Source organism: Nocardiopsis sp. YSL2, assembly GCF_030555055.1.
Taxonomy (GTDB): Bacteria; Actinomycetota; Actinomycetes; order Streptosporangiales; family Streptosporangiaceae; genus Nocardiopsis.
Genome location: NZ_JAMOAO010000001.1, coordinates 3732310 through 3748356 on the forward strand (window position 1 = coordinate 3732310; position 16047 = coordinate 3748356).

The following is a 16047-nucleotide window of genomic DNA, read 5'->3' on the forward strand; positions in this document are numbered from 1 at the left end:
GCGCGCACCGCACGCGTGGCGGCGAAGGCGTGCGCGGCGCCATGTTCGGGGCGTGCTTCGGATGGGCATTTCCTACCCTGCCGGGTTCCTCCGCCCGGTGTCCGCCCCCGTCGCCTCACCGCGACCGACCGACCACTCACACGGGACCGCCTATGAGTGAGGACGTCTTCCGGCCACGCCCACCCGCCTCCCTCCCGCCGCCCCCGGTGGCGGGCCGACGGCTCCGACCCCGCCCCGTCGTCGACCCGGAGCTCCCCCCGGCCCAGCGCGAACGGCTGCGCCGGGGCCGCGGCCCCGAGCCCTTACCCTTCCCTTGCGGCACGGTCGAGGACACCACCACCCGCTCGGCCCGGCTGCGCGAGGGCCTGGCGCAGGTGGTCGGCGTGGGCTTCACCATGGGCCTGGCCCTGGTCACCGCCGGGTGGTACCTGGGGATGGTCATCGCCACCATCAGCCTGGTGGCGTTCGTCGCGACCCTGGGCCTGCGCGGGGACGCCCACCGGGTCACGCGGTGGGCGGGCGGACTCGTCGGCGCGGGCGCGGTGGCCGCGACCCCGGCGTGGCTGACCGACGTCGCCCCGCAGGACCCGGCCATGGGCGTGCCGTGGCTGGTGTTCGGTGTACTCGTGGCCATGGTGGCGGCCGACGCCGTCACCTCGCGTGAGGCGTTCGCGTCGGGGGAGCGGGAGAGGACCGCCGTCATCACCCCTGACGACATCAGCGAGGTTGACCACGTACACCTCGCCACGGTGCAGAGCGTCATCGCCCGGGTCGAGGAGGCCGAGGCGGTCTTCCGCGGCGGCGACTCCCTGGACACCGACCGGGCGCTGAGCGTCCTGCGCGACCAGGAGTGGCGCATCGCCGCCCTCCTGGCCCGCCAGCGCGAACTGCGCCGAGCCCACCTGCGCCGCTGGCAGCGGGCGGTCTCCCCGCGGGTGCGCGAGGCCCTCAAACCGCAGCGGGAGCACCTGCACGCGGTGGAGGAGGCGGTGCACGCCCGGGTGGCCCAGATCGCCGAGTACGGGCGGCTGGTGGAACGCGCGGTGGACGCCCACAGGGAGTGGGAGCAGTGCCAGGAGGCGCTGGACTCCACCGCCGAGTACGCCGACCACGCGGCGTCGGCGGCCTTCCTCGGAACGTCCCCGAGTCCGGTGGCGGAGCTCTCCACCACCGCCGGCCTCGCGCGCGAGGTCCGCGACGAGCACGTCCGGCGCCTGAGCGAGCACACGCTCGTCCGGAGCCAGTCCGTGCCGGAGCACGCGCACGCGGCGGGCGAGACCGCTCGCGGAGCGGTCTCGCTCGGAGGGCGGGGTGCCCCGGGCCCCGGGTGAGGCCCCGCCGCGTCGGGCCCGGCACGGAGGGGCGGGGCGCCCCTGCGCGGAGCGTACCCCGGGCTCCGGGCGGGGTCTCCGGTGCTCCCGGAACCGCCGCGGAGGGTCGTCGCGCGGCCCCGCGACGCGCGGACGGCCGGGGCGCCGGCACCGGGCGTCACCGGTCCGCGTGATTGACCGGATGCGGACAGCGATCGGCACGGGACACCGTCTCGAGGGCCCGGCAACTCTGACATATTGGCCGCATGAGTGAAGTCCGGGAACGCGTCGACCACCTCCGCGCCACCGCTCAGGAGAGCGTCGCCACCCTGCTCGCCACCGGCCAGGGCGGCTACGTCGACATCTGCCAGGGGGCGCGCCGCCGCCTGCTCGACGCGCTCGAACGCGGGACCGACCCCGACGGGCCGGAGGTCCGGGCGGCCCTGGAGGGCCTCGCCTCCTACGTCGACGACGCCATGGACGCCCACCTCCAGCGGCAGCGCCGCTGGCGCTCGCGCACCGACAGCGAACGGCTCACCCGTGCCTTCCGTGCCCTCGACGAGTCCGGGATCATCGCCCGCGAGGACCACACCTGCTGCGACACCTGCGCCGAGGACTCCCTTCGCCAGGAGTCCCTCGTCCACCAGGAGGCTCCCGGAGGCCCCTCGATCCGCGGCTACGCCTTCTACCACGAGCAGGACACCCGGGCCGCGGTACGCGACGGCAGCCTCATGGTCGGCTTCGGCGCCACCCACGAGATCCGCCGGGCCGCCGTCGGCGAGGAGATCGCCGAGACCCTGCGCGCCCACGGCCTCACCGTCACCTGGAACGGCGACCCGGCCACCAAGCTCGACGTCGCCGTGGACTGGCGCCGCCGCCGGTGGGGGCGCGGAGCCGCTCATCCGGGCCCGGCCGTGGACGGCGAGCCCGCGGTCGAGGTCTCCTACCGGCACGAGTCACCGCCCGCCTGGATGACCCACTACCGGGGGCGGGTCACCGTCCGTGAACTGGCGCGGATGGTGCTGCCCTGGCTGCCGCGGGGGCACGCGGCCACCCTCACCAGCGACCGCGGGCACACGATCGAGATCTGTCGGGACTTCGACCTGCTGCGCGTGCTCGGAGACGGCCGCACACTGCCGCGCGAACGCCTGGAGGAACCCCTCAGCCGGTGGGCGGTCGGCGGCGTCTGGCCCGAGGAGGACGCCCGGTCGTCCCACACCGGCATGGTCGACGCCATCTATGACGACAGCACCGCGGAGGGGATCGGCGGGATCCAGAGCGCGGAGCCCATGGAGACGGCCGCCGCGCGCGAACTCGTGCACCGGCTGACGCCGGCCGAGGGCAACTTCGCGGTGTTCCTCGCCTCTGACGAGTCCTGCGTGCAGATGATGTGGGAGGCCGGGCCACGTCTGTGGATGGAGAGCCCCTCCCCCGAGGAGCGCCTGTCACGCGGCCGGTTCGTCACCACGTCGGAGGCGGAGGAGATGGTGCGCGTCCTGGCCGACGAGCGCCGTCTGGCGCTGGACGAGCTGGGGGAGCTGGCCGTCACCACCTGGTGAGGGCGGGACGGCCGCGGGCTGCCGCCGCACGCGGAGGGCGCGCCGGGGCGCCGTCGGGTGTGGAGCCGCGTCGGGACGGCCCACGTCCGGCGCGCGGGTTGGCGTCAGCGGTGGGCCCGGCCGAAGGCCTCGCCGAAGCCGAAGAACGCCCGCGACCTCGGAGGAATGAGCAGGAGGCCCCCGATGACCAACTGGAACACCAGCATCAGGGCGTAGAGCCACAGCTGTTCGGGCGAGTAGACCAGTACCGAGAAGAGCGTGAACACCAGCAGCACCGCCACCACGACCTGCACGATCACCACCGCGCCGTACAGCAGGCGCGAGCGGGTCATCAGGCCCACGGCGGCGAAGGCCGCGAACAGCCCCCAGGCGCCCAGCGCCGCCACCGTGCCCCACCCGTACTCCTCGGAACCGTCCAGGACCTCGGCGATGAACAGCGCCGTGAGGACCATCAGGTAGAGCGCGTTGACACCCAGCATGGCGGAGGCGGCGATGACCGCGACCGGTTTGGCGCCGTCCCGGACCGGCACACCGCGGTTCGGCTCCGCCCCGCGGACGCCGTAGCGCGGATCGGCGGTGAACCGCGTGGTCGCGGCCTGCTGCGGCCCGGTTCCCGGCGCGCCCTGCTGCGGCCCGGTTCCCGGGGCGCCCTGAACCACCGGCGCCGTCGGCGCGGCCTGGGCACCCTGAGGCGGCAGCGGGAGGTAGCCGGTCCCGGTGTTCCCGGGCGTGAATCCGCCCGGGTGGTTCGGCCCGACCTGACCCGTGTGCCCCTGCACCGGACCGGACGGCCCGCCGATCCCCGGCCGGGGACCCGCGCCCTGTTGGGGACCCGTCGGCCGGCCCGCCTCTGGGGAGCCTTGGTACTGCGGTCCCTGCGCGTAGCCCGGGGGGAACGGCTGCGGGTGCGGCTGCGGGGCCGGTGCGGTCGGCGGGGCCGGTGGCGGTGTCTGCGGGGTCGGAGGACCTCCGGGCCGCCCGAACGGGCTGGGCGTGTGCGGCCCCGGCCCGGCCGGAGGACGTCCTCCGGCCCCGCTCTGCCGCGCCTGTGGTCCGCCGACGGTGCCGCCGGAGCCGCTCCCCAGTGCGAGCTTGGCGCGCTTCAACAGCTCCAGCGCCTGGTCGGGGTCGGGCCGCGCGGCGGCGTCCCGGTTGAGCAGGGCCGCGATGAGGTCCCGCAGGGGAGCGCCCGCCGCACCGCCGCGGGTGGACTCCTCGGACAGCGGTGGCGGCACCGGGGCGGTCAGGACGGCCGTGATGACACCGGTGATGCTGTCCCGCTTGAACGGCGACCGGCCCTCGACCAGCGCGAAGAGCGTGACACCCAGGCTCCACAGGTCGGACGCGGGCAGGGCCCGCTCACCCTCGAACCGCTCGGGGGCCATGTACTCCGGAGAACCGATGTACACGCCCGTCTGGGTCAGGGCGGTACTGCCGTCGACGTTGGCGATGCCGAAGTCCGTGAGCACGGTCCGGTCGTCATCGGTCAGCATGATGTTCGCGGGCTTGACGTCCCGATGGGTGACACCGGCCGCGTGCGCCGCCTTCAGCCCGCCCAGCAGCGACCGTGCGGCCTCCTCGACGCGCTCGACGGGCATCGGGCCCTGCTGCTCCACGTACTGGGCCAGGGATCGGCCACTGAGCAGCTCCATGACGATCCACGGGCTCTCGCCGTCGTCCAGCACGTCGTGGACGGCCACCACCGCGCCGCTGTGGATCCGGGCGGTCGCCTGGGCCTCGCGCATCGACCGGGCGTGTGCCTCGGCGCGTTCGTCCGGGTCCATGCCGTCGGGGAGTCTGACCTCCTTGACGGCGACGTCGCGCCGCAGCGCGGGGTCCCACGCGCGCCAGACCGTGCCCATGCCGCCCGCGCCGAGCCGCTCCCGTAGTTCGTATCGGCCGACGGAGGAGCGACCGGGGGAGGACATAGGGGCGCATCCCTTCTGGCGGTGGGGGACGATGCGCAGGCCAATCTATCCAAGAAGAGGCCTACCGCGGCGCTCGACGGCGGCCGCCGACGTTATACGGACGAATCCCACTGTAAGCCGGAGTGCCGGACGTCCACCGGCCCCGTGGGACAGGTGACCGGTAGTGGTCAGCGTCCGGCACGGGTGTTTCGGAGGCCGATGGGGGGCCGGGACTGGACGGTGCGGGGCGCCTCACCACTCGTGGTGCGCCACGACGTCGCGGGCCAGCGCCTCGCGGTCACCGTCCCCGTCCATCCGGACCCGGCCGGAGAGCCGCACGAGATCGTCGGCGGTGAGGTCGGCCGTGCGAGGTCCGGCTGACCCGTCCGCGGCCGGGCGCGAGCGCGCCTCCGGTGCCGTCGACAGCTGTGCGTAGAAGCCGGGCGCGAGTTCCCTGCGGGCCAGGTCAGGCCCGCCCGTCCCGGCGGCGCCCGACGCGAGCAGGACCACACCCCCGCTCTCCTCGCACGTCGCGGTGTCGCAGCCGGACCGGAGGGGCTCCGGCCGACCGCCGAGGAAGGACTCCGCGGGTGCGCTCGTGAGGACGACCCGTTGTCCGTCCCCGTCCTCGTAGGTGAGAACGAAGGCGTGGCCGGCCTCCGTGAGCCGCGTGCCGACGGGTTCCCACGCGGGGTCGTCGAGGAGGGCGATGTCGTGGGGGTAGGCGGCGTAGGTCGCCTCGGTGGCGCGGAGGGTCCTCTCGTGGACCTGGGCTCCGACGACGGCCTCCGCCATGGCTCGCAGCACCAGCAGACCGACCAGGGCGCACACGACGAGCCAGGGCCGGCGCTCACCGGCCGCCGCGACGACCGCGGCGACGACGGCCGCCGCCAGAGCCGCGGCCACCGCCGTGCCCACCGACCAGGGAGCGCTGGCCAGGCGGTCGGTGACGGCCGTCTGGGCCCAGGCGGCCATGCCCGCGGCGGTGAGGAACCCGGCCGCGGTCGCGGGCCGCACGACCCCCGACCTTCGGAGGAGGACGGTCAGGAGGGCCAGGCCGGCGGCGGCGAGCACGACCGTTCCCGCGAAGAAGACGAGGTCGTGCGCGATCCCGCGGCCGCCCTGGAACAGCGTGTCCCATGACCACGAGAGCGCTGTCGGGGCCAGACCGAGACAGAGTGCGTAGGGCACCCCGCACAGGAGCAGGGCGAGGGCCCGGGCCGTTCGGGTCGGAGCCGTGCGCGCGGGTGGTGCGGGGGTGGAGCCGACCTGCACGATGAACCCCGATTCCCACTCGATCCGCACGTGGGAGGTGCCCGACGGGGTTCGGAACCGAGGGCCGCTCCGAGTCGGCCCCGCGTCGTGCACTCCTCCTCGCCGCCACGGTAACGGAGGAGTTCAGCGGGCATCGACCACCCCTGCCCTCGGCCGGTCGGCCCTTCGGCGACGCTCACCGGCGTTCCCTCACCGCGGGCACCTTCACGGCGTCCACCCACGGGAGCGCTCGTCCTCGCCACGAACCGCCGGGGGGCCGGGGGCGGTCGCTCCGGGGGCGCGGAGGTACCCGCGGATGAATCAAAGGTGTACGTGGAATGAACACCAGGCCTCATGTGCGTCGGAAACCGAATGTCTTCGCGGTGCGGGTCGCTCCGCGTGTGGGTTTCGGCCCTGCGCCAACCATGACTGGGGTTCTCACGGAAGGTGTTCTGGGGACGGCGGCCCAGTCCGATTGATCATCTGGTGTCCACTTTTCGCCGAGAACATGAGTGTGATGCCGCTCATACTCGCTTGCGGGCCACCAAATTGTGGCCTAGGGGTATTGGGGCGTTTCGGAAGGCCGATCATGTCCACTACCTGCGGAAACAGTAAGTCACGCCCGATATGTCCCCATGGGGAGGAGTGCGTCCGTGACGGGAACGGCAAAACCGGTCGCGTTGCTCTCGTGCCTGAACCCGGGGATGGCGCACCATGGATGATGGGGTAGAGACATGCGGGGGTCCACCGTCGCGGGTGGCCGACAGTTCGGCGTGCGCGCGGCCCGGGCCCCGAGTCTGCCATCGTCCCTCGGCACGGACCACGACGCAGGAGCCAGCAGATGACGCATCAGCACGTCCACCGGCGGGGTTGGCGACGCCTACTGATGACGTTCCTCCTGCTAGTCGGTTTCCTCGTGCTGCCGCTCACCAGCGCTCACGCGAACCCGTTGTGCCCTGGACAGCCCGCGCCCCTGCCGGAATCGGCGGGCAGCGGTTCCGACGGACTGCTGGTTCCGCCGCAGTCCCAGTCGGCCATCGAGGGATCGCCGGACGGACTGCCTCCCGACGCGAGCATGTACGGGCAGTACGGAACGGCCGGGACGCAATGGCACATGATCACCGAGTCGTGTGTGGACGGCATCTCCAACGGCGCCCAGGCGACGCTGGCGAACACGGCCTGGGACCTGTCCCAGACCATCAACCAGTCCACGATCACCGTCTACCAGGCGGCCACGTCCGACGGTCTTCTGTCCAGCTTCAACGAACTGGTCGAGAACGTCGTCGTCACGCTCCGCGAGGGCATTTGGCGACCGCTCATTCCGACGGTGGTCATTCTGGGCGCGTTGTGGCTGGGGTGGTTCGGCCTCATCCGCAAGCGGATGACCCTCACCATCGAATCGACGATCTGGATGGTGGCGGCCACGGCACTGGGCATGTGGATCCTGGTCAACCCGGCCCAGGTGATGGGTCTGTCCAGCGGCCTGGTCAACTCCGGAAGCCAGTTGGTGACCAGCACGGTGGGCCAGGTTCCCTACGGAGGCGGGTCGGGCTCGTGTCCGGCCGGGGCCCAAGCACCGGAACGGGCGGCGTGGGAGTCCGAGGCGGACTTCCAGGTGCGCCGCAACGCCGACATGCTGTGGTCGAGCCTGGTGTGCCAACCCTGGGTCGCCGGACAGTTCGGCAACGGGGACATCGCGGAGATTGCTTCTCAGGAGCACGCGACGGAACTGATCGCGGCGCAGGGAATCAGCCGAGTGGAGCAGCAACAGATATCTGATGGAGAGCTTGACGCTACGACGCTTCTAGAAGATAAACAGGAGAACTACGAGGCGATTGCCTCGAACGTTGAGTCCTCTTTCCCTAGCGTCTACCCGCTTTTTGCTGGAGAGGATCAAGGCAGTCGTCTCGGAGTGGCGACACTTGCGCTTTTTGCATCAATTTTCGCAGGTGGCCTGATCCTTGCCGGTTCAATAGCTCTCATCGTTCTGAAGATCGGGTTCCTGCTCCTCTTCCTGTTCGCGCCGATCTTCCTCCTGATCGGGATCCATCCGGGCTACGGGCGCATGGTCCTGCTGCGCTGGGTGGAGTTGATGATCGGCTTCCTGCTGAAGCAGATCTTCGTCGTTCTCCTGATCTCGTTGTTGGTCATGTGCTACGGGATGGTCATGTCCACCAGTCTTGGATGGGGCTTGCAGATGATTCTGCTCGCCCTGTTCACCCTGGCGCTCTTCATCTACCGAAAGCCGTTCGCCTACCTCTTCGCTTCCGTGAACGCCAACACCTTCACCTCCCGCATCGTCAGCGACGCGGCGCAGAGCCGCGCCCTCAGCAGGAGCGCGGCGGTCCTGCCCCCGGTCGCCAACTTCAAGGCCCAGGCCTGGGGCCTACGCCGTGCGCCGATGGTCGCCGGTGCCGCCGCTGGAGTCCCGGCTGGGACCGGAGGTGCGGCCGGTGCGATGGAAGGGGCAGTGGGAGAAGACCCACAGGCCGAGGGCGGGCCGGTGCGCGGTGATGGGACCCGGGTACGAGGCACTGCCGGCTATGGCCGGGTCCGAGGCGACGGCTCTCCGCCTCCGCTCCGGATGAACCGTGAGACCACTGCCGCCAGCGGATCACGGACAGCGAGTGCGAGTCGAAGCGGCGACAAGGCGCCGACGCTGAACGGTGGTGGGAGTGGTGCTATCCCGCCTCGGCCGAGTGGCGGATACACCGGGACCGGGGACAGCGGTTGGGCTTCCGTCTTCGGTTCCGACAGCGGAGATCGTGGTGGTTCGCGCCGTCATGAGGACGGGGGCGGACGAGGAGCCCCGGCCGTCGGCGGCGACCGTCCGTCTGCTCCTGGGCGTGCTGCCGGTGCGGAGCGGCCCGACCCCGGTACGGGTCGCGGGATCTTCAACGGCCGGGAGGAAACGCCGGCCAAGGGGAGCTTCGGGAGCCGTGGTTCCCGTTGGGGAGCCCCGCGTGACCGGCGTGAGCGGTCCGCCCCCCAGCGACCGGCCCGGCCGGCGCCCGGCCCGGCCGGCAGTCGGAGCGACGGCGACGGGGGTTGGCTGACCGGATCCGGCAAGCGCAAGGACAATGCTCCCATCACCCCCTTCTGGGGGGAGACCAGCTCCTCCAACAGCAGGGACCGCAAGCGCGACGTGCCCTTCTGGCTGAACGACGACTGACGGACAAAGGCCCCGACCCATGCCGAACCCTCTCCCCGAACGCGCCCAGCGGGCGGTCTTCATCGGACTTGTCGTCGTGCTGGTCGCCTTCGGCCTCTATCTCAGTGTCGGGGGCTTCGGGGGAGATGAGCCGGAGGAGGAACCGGCGGCCGCTCCACCGGATTCCGGCCCCCCTCCGGCCGGACCGGAGGACAGCGGTGGGCTGGGCGGCTTGTCCACGGTGGCCCCCAGTCCGATCGAGACGACGGACGAGGACGATCTGGACGTCTTCGACTGGATGCCGTTCAGCGAGGCGGAGTTCCGAGCCGCCGGCGCTACGGCGCGTGCCTTCGGCGAGGCCTACGGAACGATCGACTACACCCAGTCTCCGGAGTCCTACTACGCCGCGATGGAGGATCTGGCCACCCCCGAGTACGCCGGAGTCCTGTCCGAGGCGACGCGCGCCGGAGCCTTCTGGGAGGAGATGTCCGGTGTGGAGGCCGTCGCCGAGGGGCGTGCGGAGGTCGACAGGGTCAGGACCTTCGGTGAAGACTCCATCACGTTCGTCGTGACCGTCCAGTCCATCACGGAGACGGGTGACGCCGAGTTCGATGAGGAGCTCGGGGAGTTCGCCGTCACCGTCGTTCGTAGTGGGAACCGGTGGAGGGTCTTCGACTTTCAACCCGGCGACGCTGGACAGTTCGGGGAGGAGTGACTCTTTTGTTCCCCCGTTTCATCACCCCCACCAGGTCTGACAAGGGCGCCGCGGGTCTGTGGGTCGGCGCCGCGGCCGTCATCGGGGTCACGCTCACGATCATGCTCGCCATGTTCGTGATCCCGGTGATCTCGAATTCGACACAGCAGGTCGGCTCGATGCTGGCCAACGGTCTCGTCTGTGCGCCGAACGCGGACGCCGATCAGCCCGACGCGAGCGGCTACGCCATGGATTCCATCCCGGAGAACTACCTGGAGATCTATCAGGAGGTCGGGGAGGACCGAGGGATTCCATGGAACATCCTCGCGGGCGTAGGTCAGGTGGAGTCCCATCACGGGCGTTGGGAGGGCCCGGGGATCACCGAGGGACACAACGACTGGGGCGCGGCCGGGCCCATGCAGTTCGGTTCGCTCGACGGCTCGGCGGCGGGGAACAGTTGGGGTGGCGAGCCCGTCCAAGCGGTCGAGGACCGGCCGGAGACCGGATACGGGCTCGACGGCAACGGGGACGGGATCGTGAACGTCTACGATCCGGCTGACGCGATCCCCGCGGCCGCGGACTATCTGCTGGCCCACGGCCTCGCCGACGACGTTCGACAGGCGATCTACGGATACAACCACGCCTGGTGGTACGTGGACGACGTCATGGAGTGGGCCGGGGAGTACTCCGACGGCGAATTCAACACCACGGACTCGGTCCGCACGGCCGTCCTCTGCGAGCTCGACGCGGAAGGCGTTCCTATCGGCCGTGCTCCTGACGAACTCACACAGGCGGTCATCGACTGGGCCCTGGACCAGCGGGGGAAGCCCTACATCTGGGGTGGAACCGGGCCGAACGGCTACGACTGCTCCGGGCTGACGATGAAGGCCTACGAAAGCATCGGCGCGACCATTCCCCGGGTGTCACAGGACCAGTGGGGATTCGGCCCGGAGATTCCGCAGGGGGAGGAACAACCGGGTGACCTGGTGTTCTTCGATGTGACCAGAGCCGGAGAGCCTCCGGGGCCAGGCCATATGGGCATGGTGATCGGCGATGGTCTGATGGTCGAAGCCTGGTGCACCGACTGTGGACCGATCGCGGTGCGGGAGTACGATAACCCCAATCGTGCGGACATCGTGGGATTCACCCGCCCGCTCGAGCATCCGGACGTGAAGGCCCAGCTGGAGGCACAGGATAACCGTGGCTGATGAAAAGGTCGCCGCTCCGAAGAAGGGGCTTCACGGTTGGCGCGCGGCGGCCGCGGTCTTCGGTTGCGGAACCTTGGCCGCCTTCGGTGTCTTCGGGGTGCTCGTACTGGTCATCAGTACGTTGTTCGACGCCGCATCGTCGGGGATCGAAGCCTCTGCCGAAACCGGCACAGGACCTGCGGAGCAGATCGGAGAAGCGCGTTCTTCCCTCGCAGCAGAAGAGATGAACGTTTGCGACGACAACCTTGATCCACTCACCACGATTACGACCACGCGAGTGGACGGTGGTGAAGACTATGTGGATACCGAGACCGGTGGTGAACCGGATATCGAGGGTGCGTCGAGGGTCGTTCGGGACGACTGCCTTTGGACGATCACTCCATCTGGTGGATCCACGCCCTGGGACTTCGAATTCAAGTATGATGCGATCATCGACGCCGAGGGTGGGAGATCCCCGGAAGAGCTTGCTTCGAATGAATTCGAGGAAAGTCGTTCTGGGCTGGCGGAAGGCGTGTCAGAGGTAGAGGCCGAGGGCAGTGCCGACTTCGGGCCGAGATCGTATTCCGTTTATGGCTCGGGTGAGCAGGGGCAGTCCGTCTATCTACTTCTGGTTCAAGCCAAGAGCGCTGTGTATGTTATTCGCTTCGAGGACCAGGTCGAAGGATCTGTCGGTGCTGTTCCCGAGAACACCTTCCGGACCGAAGCCAGGAAGATAACGAACTTCCTCGGCCACGGCTTTGAGTACTGGATTCCGGAGTAGGTGCTGGTCAGGCGACGCCGGCCATGAAGTGGTGGCGGCACAGGGTGGCGTAGGACTCGTTGCCGCCGATGTGGACCTGCTCGCCCTGGTAGATCATGACGCCGTCGACCACGCGGGCGTTGTGGGTCGCCCGGCTCCCGCACCAGCAGCGAGCCGACACGGGCAGGACCTCGATCTTGTCGGCGAGTTCGACCAGGCGCTGGGAACCCGGGAACAACTGCCCCTGGAAGTCGGTCAGGATGCCGTAGCAGTACACGTCGATGCCCATGCCGTCGACGACTCCCGCCAACTGGCCCACCTGCTTGTGCGACAGGAACTGGGCCTCGTCGCAGATCACGTACGGGGCCTTGCGGTCGGCGATGTCGTCGTACAGGTCCAGGTTGTCGCCGACCTCGACGGCCGGGGAGGTCAGGCCGAGGCGCGACGAGATGATCCCCTCGCCTGCACGGTCCTGCTTCGTGTAGAGCACGCCCTCGCCGCCGCGTGAGTGGTGTTCCTGCAGAGCCATCGTGCTCTTGCCCGAGTTCATCGCCCCGGTGAAGTACTTCAGCTCCGCCATGCCTCTTCCTCGATCGCGGGCGCTGTGCCGTCGCCGCCGCCCCGGCTGGTGCCGTGGCCAGCAGTGAAGATACCAGTGGGTCCGGGCCTCGGTTGAACCGCTGTCGCCTCCGAGCCGTCGAAGCTTTCGTCGTAGTTTCCCGGCGTGATGGAGGAGTTCCTGGAGCACAGCGTGTTTGTGGACGATGCCGTCTCGGGTCAGGGTGCGGCCGAAACGGGGGTGTGGGATGTTCCACGCGATATCCGGGCTGTGGGTGATGCTTTCGTGACCCAGGACCGTGGGCGGGCGCCGGTCGTTCTGGGGCGTGGGCGACTGCCGGACCACCCGGAGCGCACTGGAGGGGTCGGGGTCGGCGATTCGATATCTTTGACCCGCTGTTTCGGCATACAGCGTGTTTTGCGGAAGGGGAAGTAAACTTGCGGCGTTCGCAGGTCGCGCATGTGGTCGAGAGCCGTTGGTTCTCGAACACGATGCTCGTGGTGATCCTGATCAATGCCGCCATTTTGGGGTGGGCAACTTATGGGGGTTCTGCCCAGCCGTATTTGGTGTTGGCGGAGCGGGTCGTGGTCGGCGTCTTCGTCGTCGAGCTGACCCTGAAGCTGATCGCGTGGAGAGGCGGATTCTTCCGGGACCCGTGGAACTGGTTCGACTTCTTCGTGGTCGTCATCTCCGTCATCCCCGCCACCGGGCCCTTCTCGGTCCTGCGGATCCTGCGCGTGCTACGGGTGCTGCGGGTGATCACCGCCGTCCCGCAGATGCGGACGATCATCAGTGCCCTGTTCCGTGCGGTGCCCGGGATGGGCACGGTCATCGGGCTGCTCCTGGTGGTCATCTACACGGCCGCGATCCTGGGGCAGCAGCTCTTCGGCGAGGACGTGCCGCAGTACTTCGGCGACCTGGGGACGTCGCTCTACACGCTGTTCACGGTGATGACGACGGAGAATTGGCCGGACTTCGCCGATGCAGTCGCCGAGGACCACCCGATGGGGTGGATGTTCTTCGTCGGCTACATCGTTCTGACGACCTTCATCATCCTCAACCTCGTGATCGGCGTGATCGTGACGTCGATGGAGCAGGAGGTCGATTCCCGGTGGTGGGTCGAGGACCAGGAGTTGGAGGCCGTTCAGCACGAGGCCGTCATGGTCAAGCTGACGGAGCTGAGTGAGCAGGTGGCGCGGCTGGACCGCATGGTGCGCGATCACGGGGGAGATCCGGACGCGGACGAGCCGACCGGTCAGGGGACGGCCGTCCCCGAGCCGGTCCACCAGCCCAACGCCAACGGGAACGGGTAGCCCTTTCGCCAGGACGTGAGGCGCCCGGAGGCCCGAGGGGTTGGGCTTCCGGGGGTCGTGTGCCGGGGGAGACGGAGGGGCGGCGTCTGGTGCTACCTGGACTTCGACTTCGAGGACAGCGAACGGGGGACGGTTCTCGCCCCCAACAGCGGGGGCCAGGCCTGGCCCCCAGTGCCTGGCCCCTCGCGCTCGGGCGGACGCCCGGTTGGTCGCCTCCGCCGCCACCCGGGAGTGGGCCCTGAACGCACGCATTCGGCTGACGCGCCACAGGACGTGGGTGACCGGCGGTGGTCGGGCGGGCAGTGGTGAACCACGACGCCGCCCCGATCCCGCTCGCCGTGCCAGCGCCTCGCGGCCCAGAACTTCAGGCAGGATCTTGATGACCAAGGGTAGTGACTTCGTCGCCCGGGTGGGCGGATTTCCGCAGGTCGACCCAGGTCGGGGGCGGTTTTCCTCCCTCGTGCGCGGGCGGGGAGAGATGATCGGTCCGGTATGCGTCGGATGCGTCCACCCCACGTGCCGGGTGGAACGGGCCCGATCGCTTCCCCGGCTCGGCGGGCTCCGGTCCGAGTGCGCCCGCGAGCACGCCCAGGCGGTGGCGAGCCAGACGAACAACCCGCGCGCGGTGGTCTGGTGGGGCGCGGCGACTCGGTCCTTCTGGGCGGCCGTCGACGGCGGCCTCCACGAGGCGGAGGACGTCGACGCCCCGCGCTCCTGTGGCCCCTCCCGATCCTGGGACGGGGGTGTCAGGGCTCGCGGGTGATGAGGGAACAGGCATCGGGCCCGGGGCCGGTCGGCCGGGATCGGGGATCGGCGACCGGCCCCGGGGAGGGGTCAGCCGAGCTGCGCGCCGATGATCGGCGCCAGGCGGTCGGCGATGACCCGGTGTCCGGCCTCGTTCGGGTGGACCGAGTCGACCAGGTGCTCGTCGCCGATCCAACCGGTGGTGTCGACGAACCGGACGTCTCCGTCACCGCGGTCGTTGTGGATCCGCACCGCCTCCTCCGTCTCGGCGACGTAGCGTCCGCGGAAGGTCCGCAGAGCGAAGATCTCCGCGGTGGGGTACTCGGCCCGGGCGCGGGCGATCAGCTCGACGTAGCCGTCGCGGAACTGCTCGGAGGTGGGGCGCCGCCCGATGTCGTTGGTGCCGAGGTTGATCACGACGGCGGCCGCGTCGTAGCGGAAGTCCCAGGCGGGGGAGCCGTCAGCGGACGAGGTGCGCAGGAACCAGTCGAGCATGCCGTAGCAGTCGCTCGGCAGCAGGCACGCGCCGCCCTGGGCGATCTGGGTGTGCCCGGCGCCGAGGTCCTCACCCACCAGCCAGGGGTAGGAGGTGAAGGGCCGGTTCGCGTTGGGCTGGCCCACGGTGATCGAGTCGCCGATGAACTCGATGACGCGGTCGGGCGGCGTCGAGCCGATCGTCTCCGCGCCAGGGTCGAGTGTCAGGCCCCGGAACACCGCGTCCCCCGTGTAGGAGCCCGCGACCTCCCGGTAGCCGAGCCGCAGCGTGTGCTCGCCGGGGGCGAGGCCGTCGGCGAGGGTCACGGTGCCGCTGGCGTTGCGCAGCCAGGTGTAGGGGCCACCGTCGAGGCTGTAGTAGAGGTCGACGGTGCCGCGCTGGTTCGCGGCGACCGAGGTGCCGGTAAAGGACGTCTCCAGGTACGCCCCGGCCCAGCCGGGCACGTAGGCGCCGCTCTCGCGGGTGTCCCAGCGGCCGAAATAGTGGATGTTGGCGTCGGTCGGCGAGCCGTCTCCGGGTGTGCCGTCGGTGACCGGGACGAGCTCCCACCGCTGGTTGGCGCCGCCGTTCGGGGCGAACTGGGAGACGCGGGCGCCGGGTTCGGTCGACCGCTCCCAGACCTCCAGCGCCTTGCCGGAGGTCTGGTTGACGAGCGTGACGCGGTCGCCGTCGGCGGTGGCGCTCCAGCGCTGGTTGCCGTTGTCCCGGTCGGGCCACGTCACGATGGAGGCGCCGTTCTCGGTGCTGCCCCGGGCCACGTCGACCACCTGGTCGCTGTGCCGGGCCTGGATCCGGTAGCTGCCGTCGTCGGAGGGCAGGAACCGGAACTGCTGGTTGGCCGCGCCGGTGGGGGTCGCCTGGACGAGCGCGGCGCCGGGTTCGGTCGAGGCTGAGTCCACGTCCAGGACGAGGCCCGAGTGCACGTTGCGCAGCGTGAACCAGGTGTTCGGGTCGACCTCGTCCGCGGAGGCCGCCGGTGCGGTGACCACGAGCCCGGCCATGGCGACCACGGCCGCGATGGCGCCGGTGATCCACGGCCGGAGCCGGGAGGGCCCGCGTGTGCGGAGGGGGGAGGGGAGCGGGGGCATTGAGCGACTCCGATGTGGGGGGAAA

11 protein-coding genes are annotated in these 16047 nt (G+C 70.3%); 7 read left to right on the top strand and 4 right to left on the bottom strand.

What is annotated here, in order from left to right; translation table 11 throughout:
- Nucleotides 1–152 precede the first annotated feature (152 nt).
- Both M1P99_RS16625 and M1P99_RS16630 read left to right on the top strand, forming a co-directional pair.
- Entirely contained in the window at nt 153–1331 is a 1179-nt protein-coding gene (locus M1P99_RS16625; protein WP_304453530.1) for a hypothetical protein, read from the top strand.
- 245 nt (nt 1332–1576) lie between these two features.
- Nucleotides 1577–2869 (top strand): hypothetical protein, encoded by a 1293-nt coding sequence (locus tag M1P99_RS16630; protein WP_304453531.1) that lies wholly within the window; start codon nt 1577–1579, stop codon nt 2867–2869.
- Nucleotides 2870–2973: 104 nt separating this feature from the next.
- Here the strand turns inward: M1P99_RS16630 and M1P99_RS16635 are convergent, their stop codons facing one another.
- Both M1P99_RS16635 and M1P99_RS16640 read right to left on the bottom strand, forming a co-directional pair.
- Complete coding sequence (locus tag M1P99_RS16635; RefSeq protein WP_304453532.1) at nt 2974–4797, bottom strand: serine/threonine-protein kinase; 1824 nt, start codon at nt 4795–4797, stop codon at nt 2974–2976.
- Between the two features lie 231 nt (nt 4798–5028).
- Nucleotides 5029–6081 (bottom strand): hypothetical protein, encoded by a 1053-nt coding sequence (locus tag M1P99_RS16640; protein ID WP_304453533.1) that lies wholly within the window; start codon nt 6079–6081, stop codon nt 5029–5031.
- A gap of 790 nt (nt 6082–6871) precedes the next feature.
- On the opposite strand from M1P99_RS16640, the gene M1P99_RS16645 reads away from it, so the two are divergent.
- The 4 genes from M1P99_RS16645 (at nt 6872) to M1P99_RS16660 (ending at nt 11843) form a co-directional block, all read left to right on the top strand.
- The gene (locus M1P99_RS16645) at nt 6872–9202 is read left to right on the top strand and encodes a type IV secretion system protein (protein WP_304453534.1); all 2331 of its coding nucleotides are present in this window, start codon (nt 6872–6874) and stop codon (nt 9200–9202) included.
- 19 nt (nt 9203–9221) lie between these two features.
- Nucleotides 9222–9896, top strand: coding sequence for a hypothetical protein (locus tag M1P99_RS16650; RefSeq protein ID WP_304453535.1), 675 nt, complete (start codon nt 9222–9224; stop codon nt 9894–9896).
- Between the two features lie 101 nt (nt 9897–9997).
- Nucleotides 9998–11083, top strand: coding sequence for an NlpC/P60 family protein (locus M1P99_RS16655; RefSeq protein WP_304455722.1), 1086 nt, complete (start codon nt 9998–10000; stop codon nt 11081–11083).
- Nucleotides 11076–11843: a hypothetical protein gene (locus tag M1P99_RS16660; RefSeq protein WP_304453536.1), complete on the top strand. Its 768-nt coding sequence runs from the start codon at nt 11076–11078 to the stop codon at nt 11841–11843. Before M1P99_RS16655 ends, M1P99_RS16660 begins: the two co-directional genes overlap by 8 nt.
- Nucleotides 11844–11850: 7 nt before the next feature.
- Here the strand turns inward: M1P99_RS16660 and M1P99_RS16665 are convergent, their stop codons facing one another.
- Nucleotides 11851–12402 (bottom strand): thymidine kinase, encoded by a 552-nt coding sequence (locus tag M1P99_RS16665; protein ID WP_304453537.1) that lies wholly within the window; start codon nt 12400–12402, stop codon nt 11851–11853.
- Between the two features lie 440 nt (nt 12403–12842).
- On the opposite strand from M1P99_RS16665, the gene M1P99_RS16670 reads away from it, so the two are divergent.
- Entirely contained in the window at nt 12843–13694 is an 852-nt protein-coding gene (locus M1P99_RS16670) for an ion transporter (protein ID WP_304455723.1), read from the top strand.
- Between the two features lie 834 nt (nt 13695–14528).
- Here M1P99_RS16670 and M1P99_RS16675 read toward each other — a convergent pair.
- The gene (locus tag M1P99_RS16675) at nt 14529–16022 is read right to left on the bottom strand and encodes an RICIN domain-containing protein (protein ID WP_304453538.1); all 1494 of its coding nucleotides are present in this window, start codon (nt 16020–16022) and stop codon (nt 14529–14531) included.
- Nucleotides 16023–16047: the final 25 nt, after the last annotated feature.

Coding starts and splice junctions, on each gene's coding strand:
- M1P99_RS16625 (WP_304453530.1), top strand. CDS start 153: ATGAGTGAGGACGTCTTCCGGCCACGCCCACCCGCCTCCCTCCCGCCG.
- M1P99_RS16630 (WP_304453531.1), top strand. CDS start 1,577: ATGAGTGAAGTCCGGGAACGCGTCGACCACCTCCGCGCCACCGCTCAG.
- M1P99_RS16635 (WP_304453532.1), bottom strand. CDS start 4,797: ATGTCCTCCCCCGGTCGCTCCTCCGTCGGCCGATACGAACTACGGGAG.
- M1P99_RS16645 (WP_304453534.1), top strand. CDS start 6,872: ATGACGCATCAGCACGTCCACCGGCGGGGTTGGCGACGCCTACTGATG.
- M1P99_RS16650 (WP_304453535.1), top strand. CDS start 9,222: ATGCCGAACCCTCTCCCCGAACGCGCCCAGCGGGCGGTCTTCATCGGA.
- M1P99_RS16655 (WP_304455722.1), top strand. CDS start 9,998: ATGCTCGCCATGTTCGTGATCCCGGTGATCTCGAATTCGACACAGCAG.
- M1P99_RS16665 (WP_304453537.1), bottom strand. CDS start 12,402: ATGGCGGAGCTGAAGTACTTCACCGGGGCGATGAACTCGGGCAAGAGC.
- M1P99_RS16675 (WP_304453538.1), bottom strand. CDS start 16,022: ATGCCCCCGCTCCCCTCCCCCCTCCGCACACGCGGGCCCTCCCGGCTC.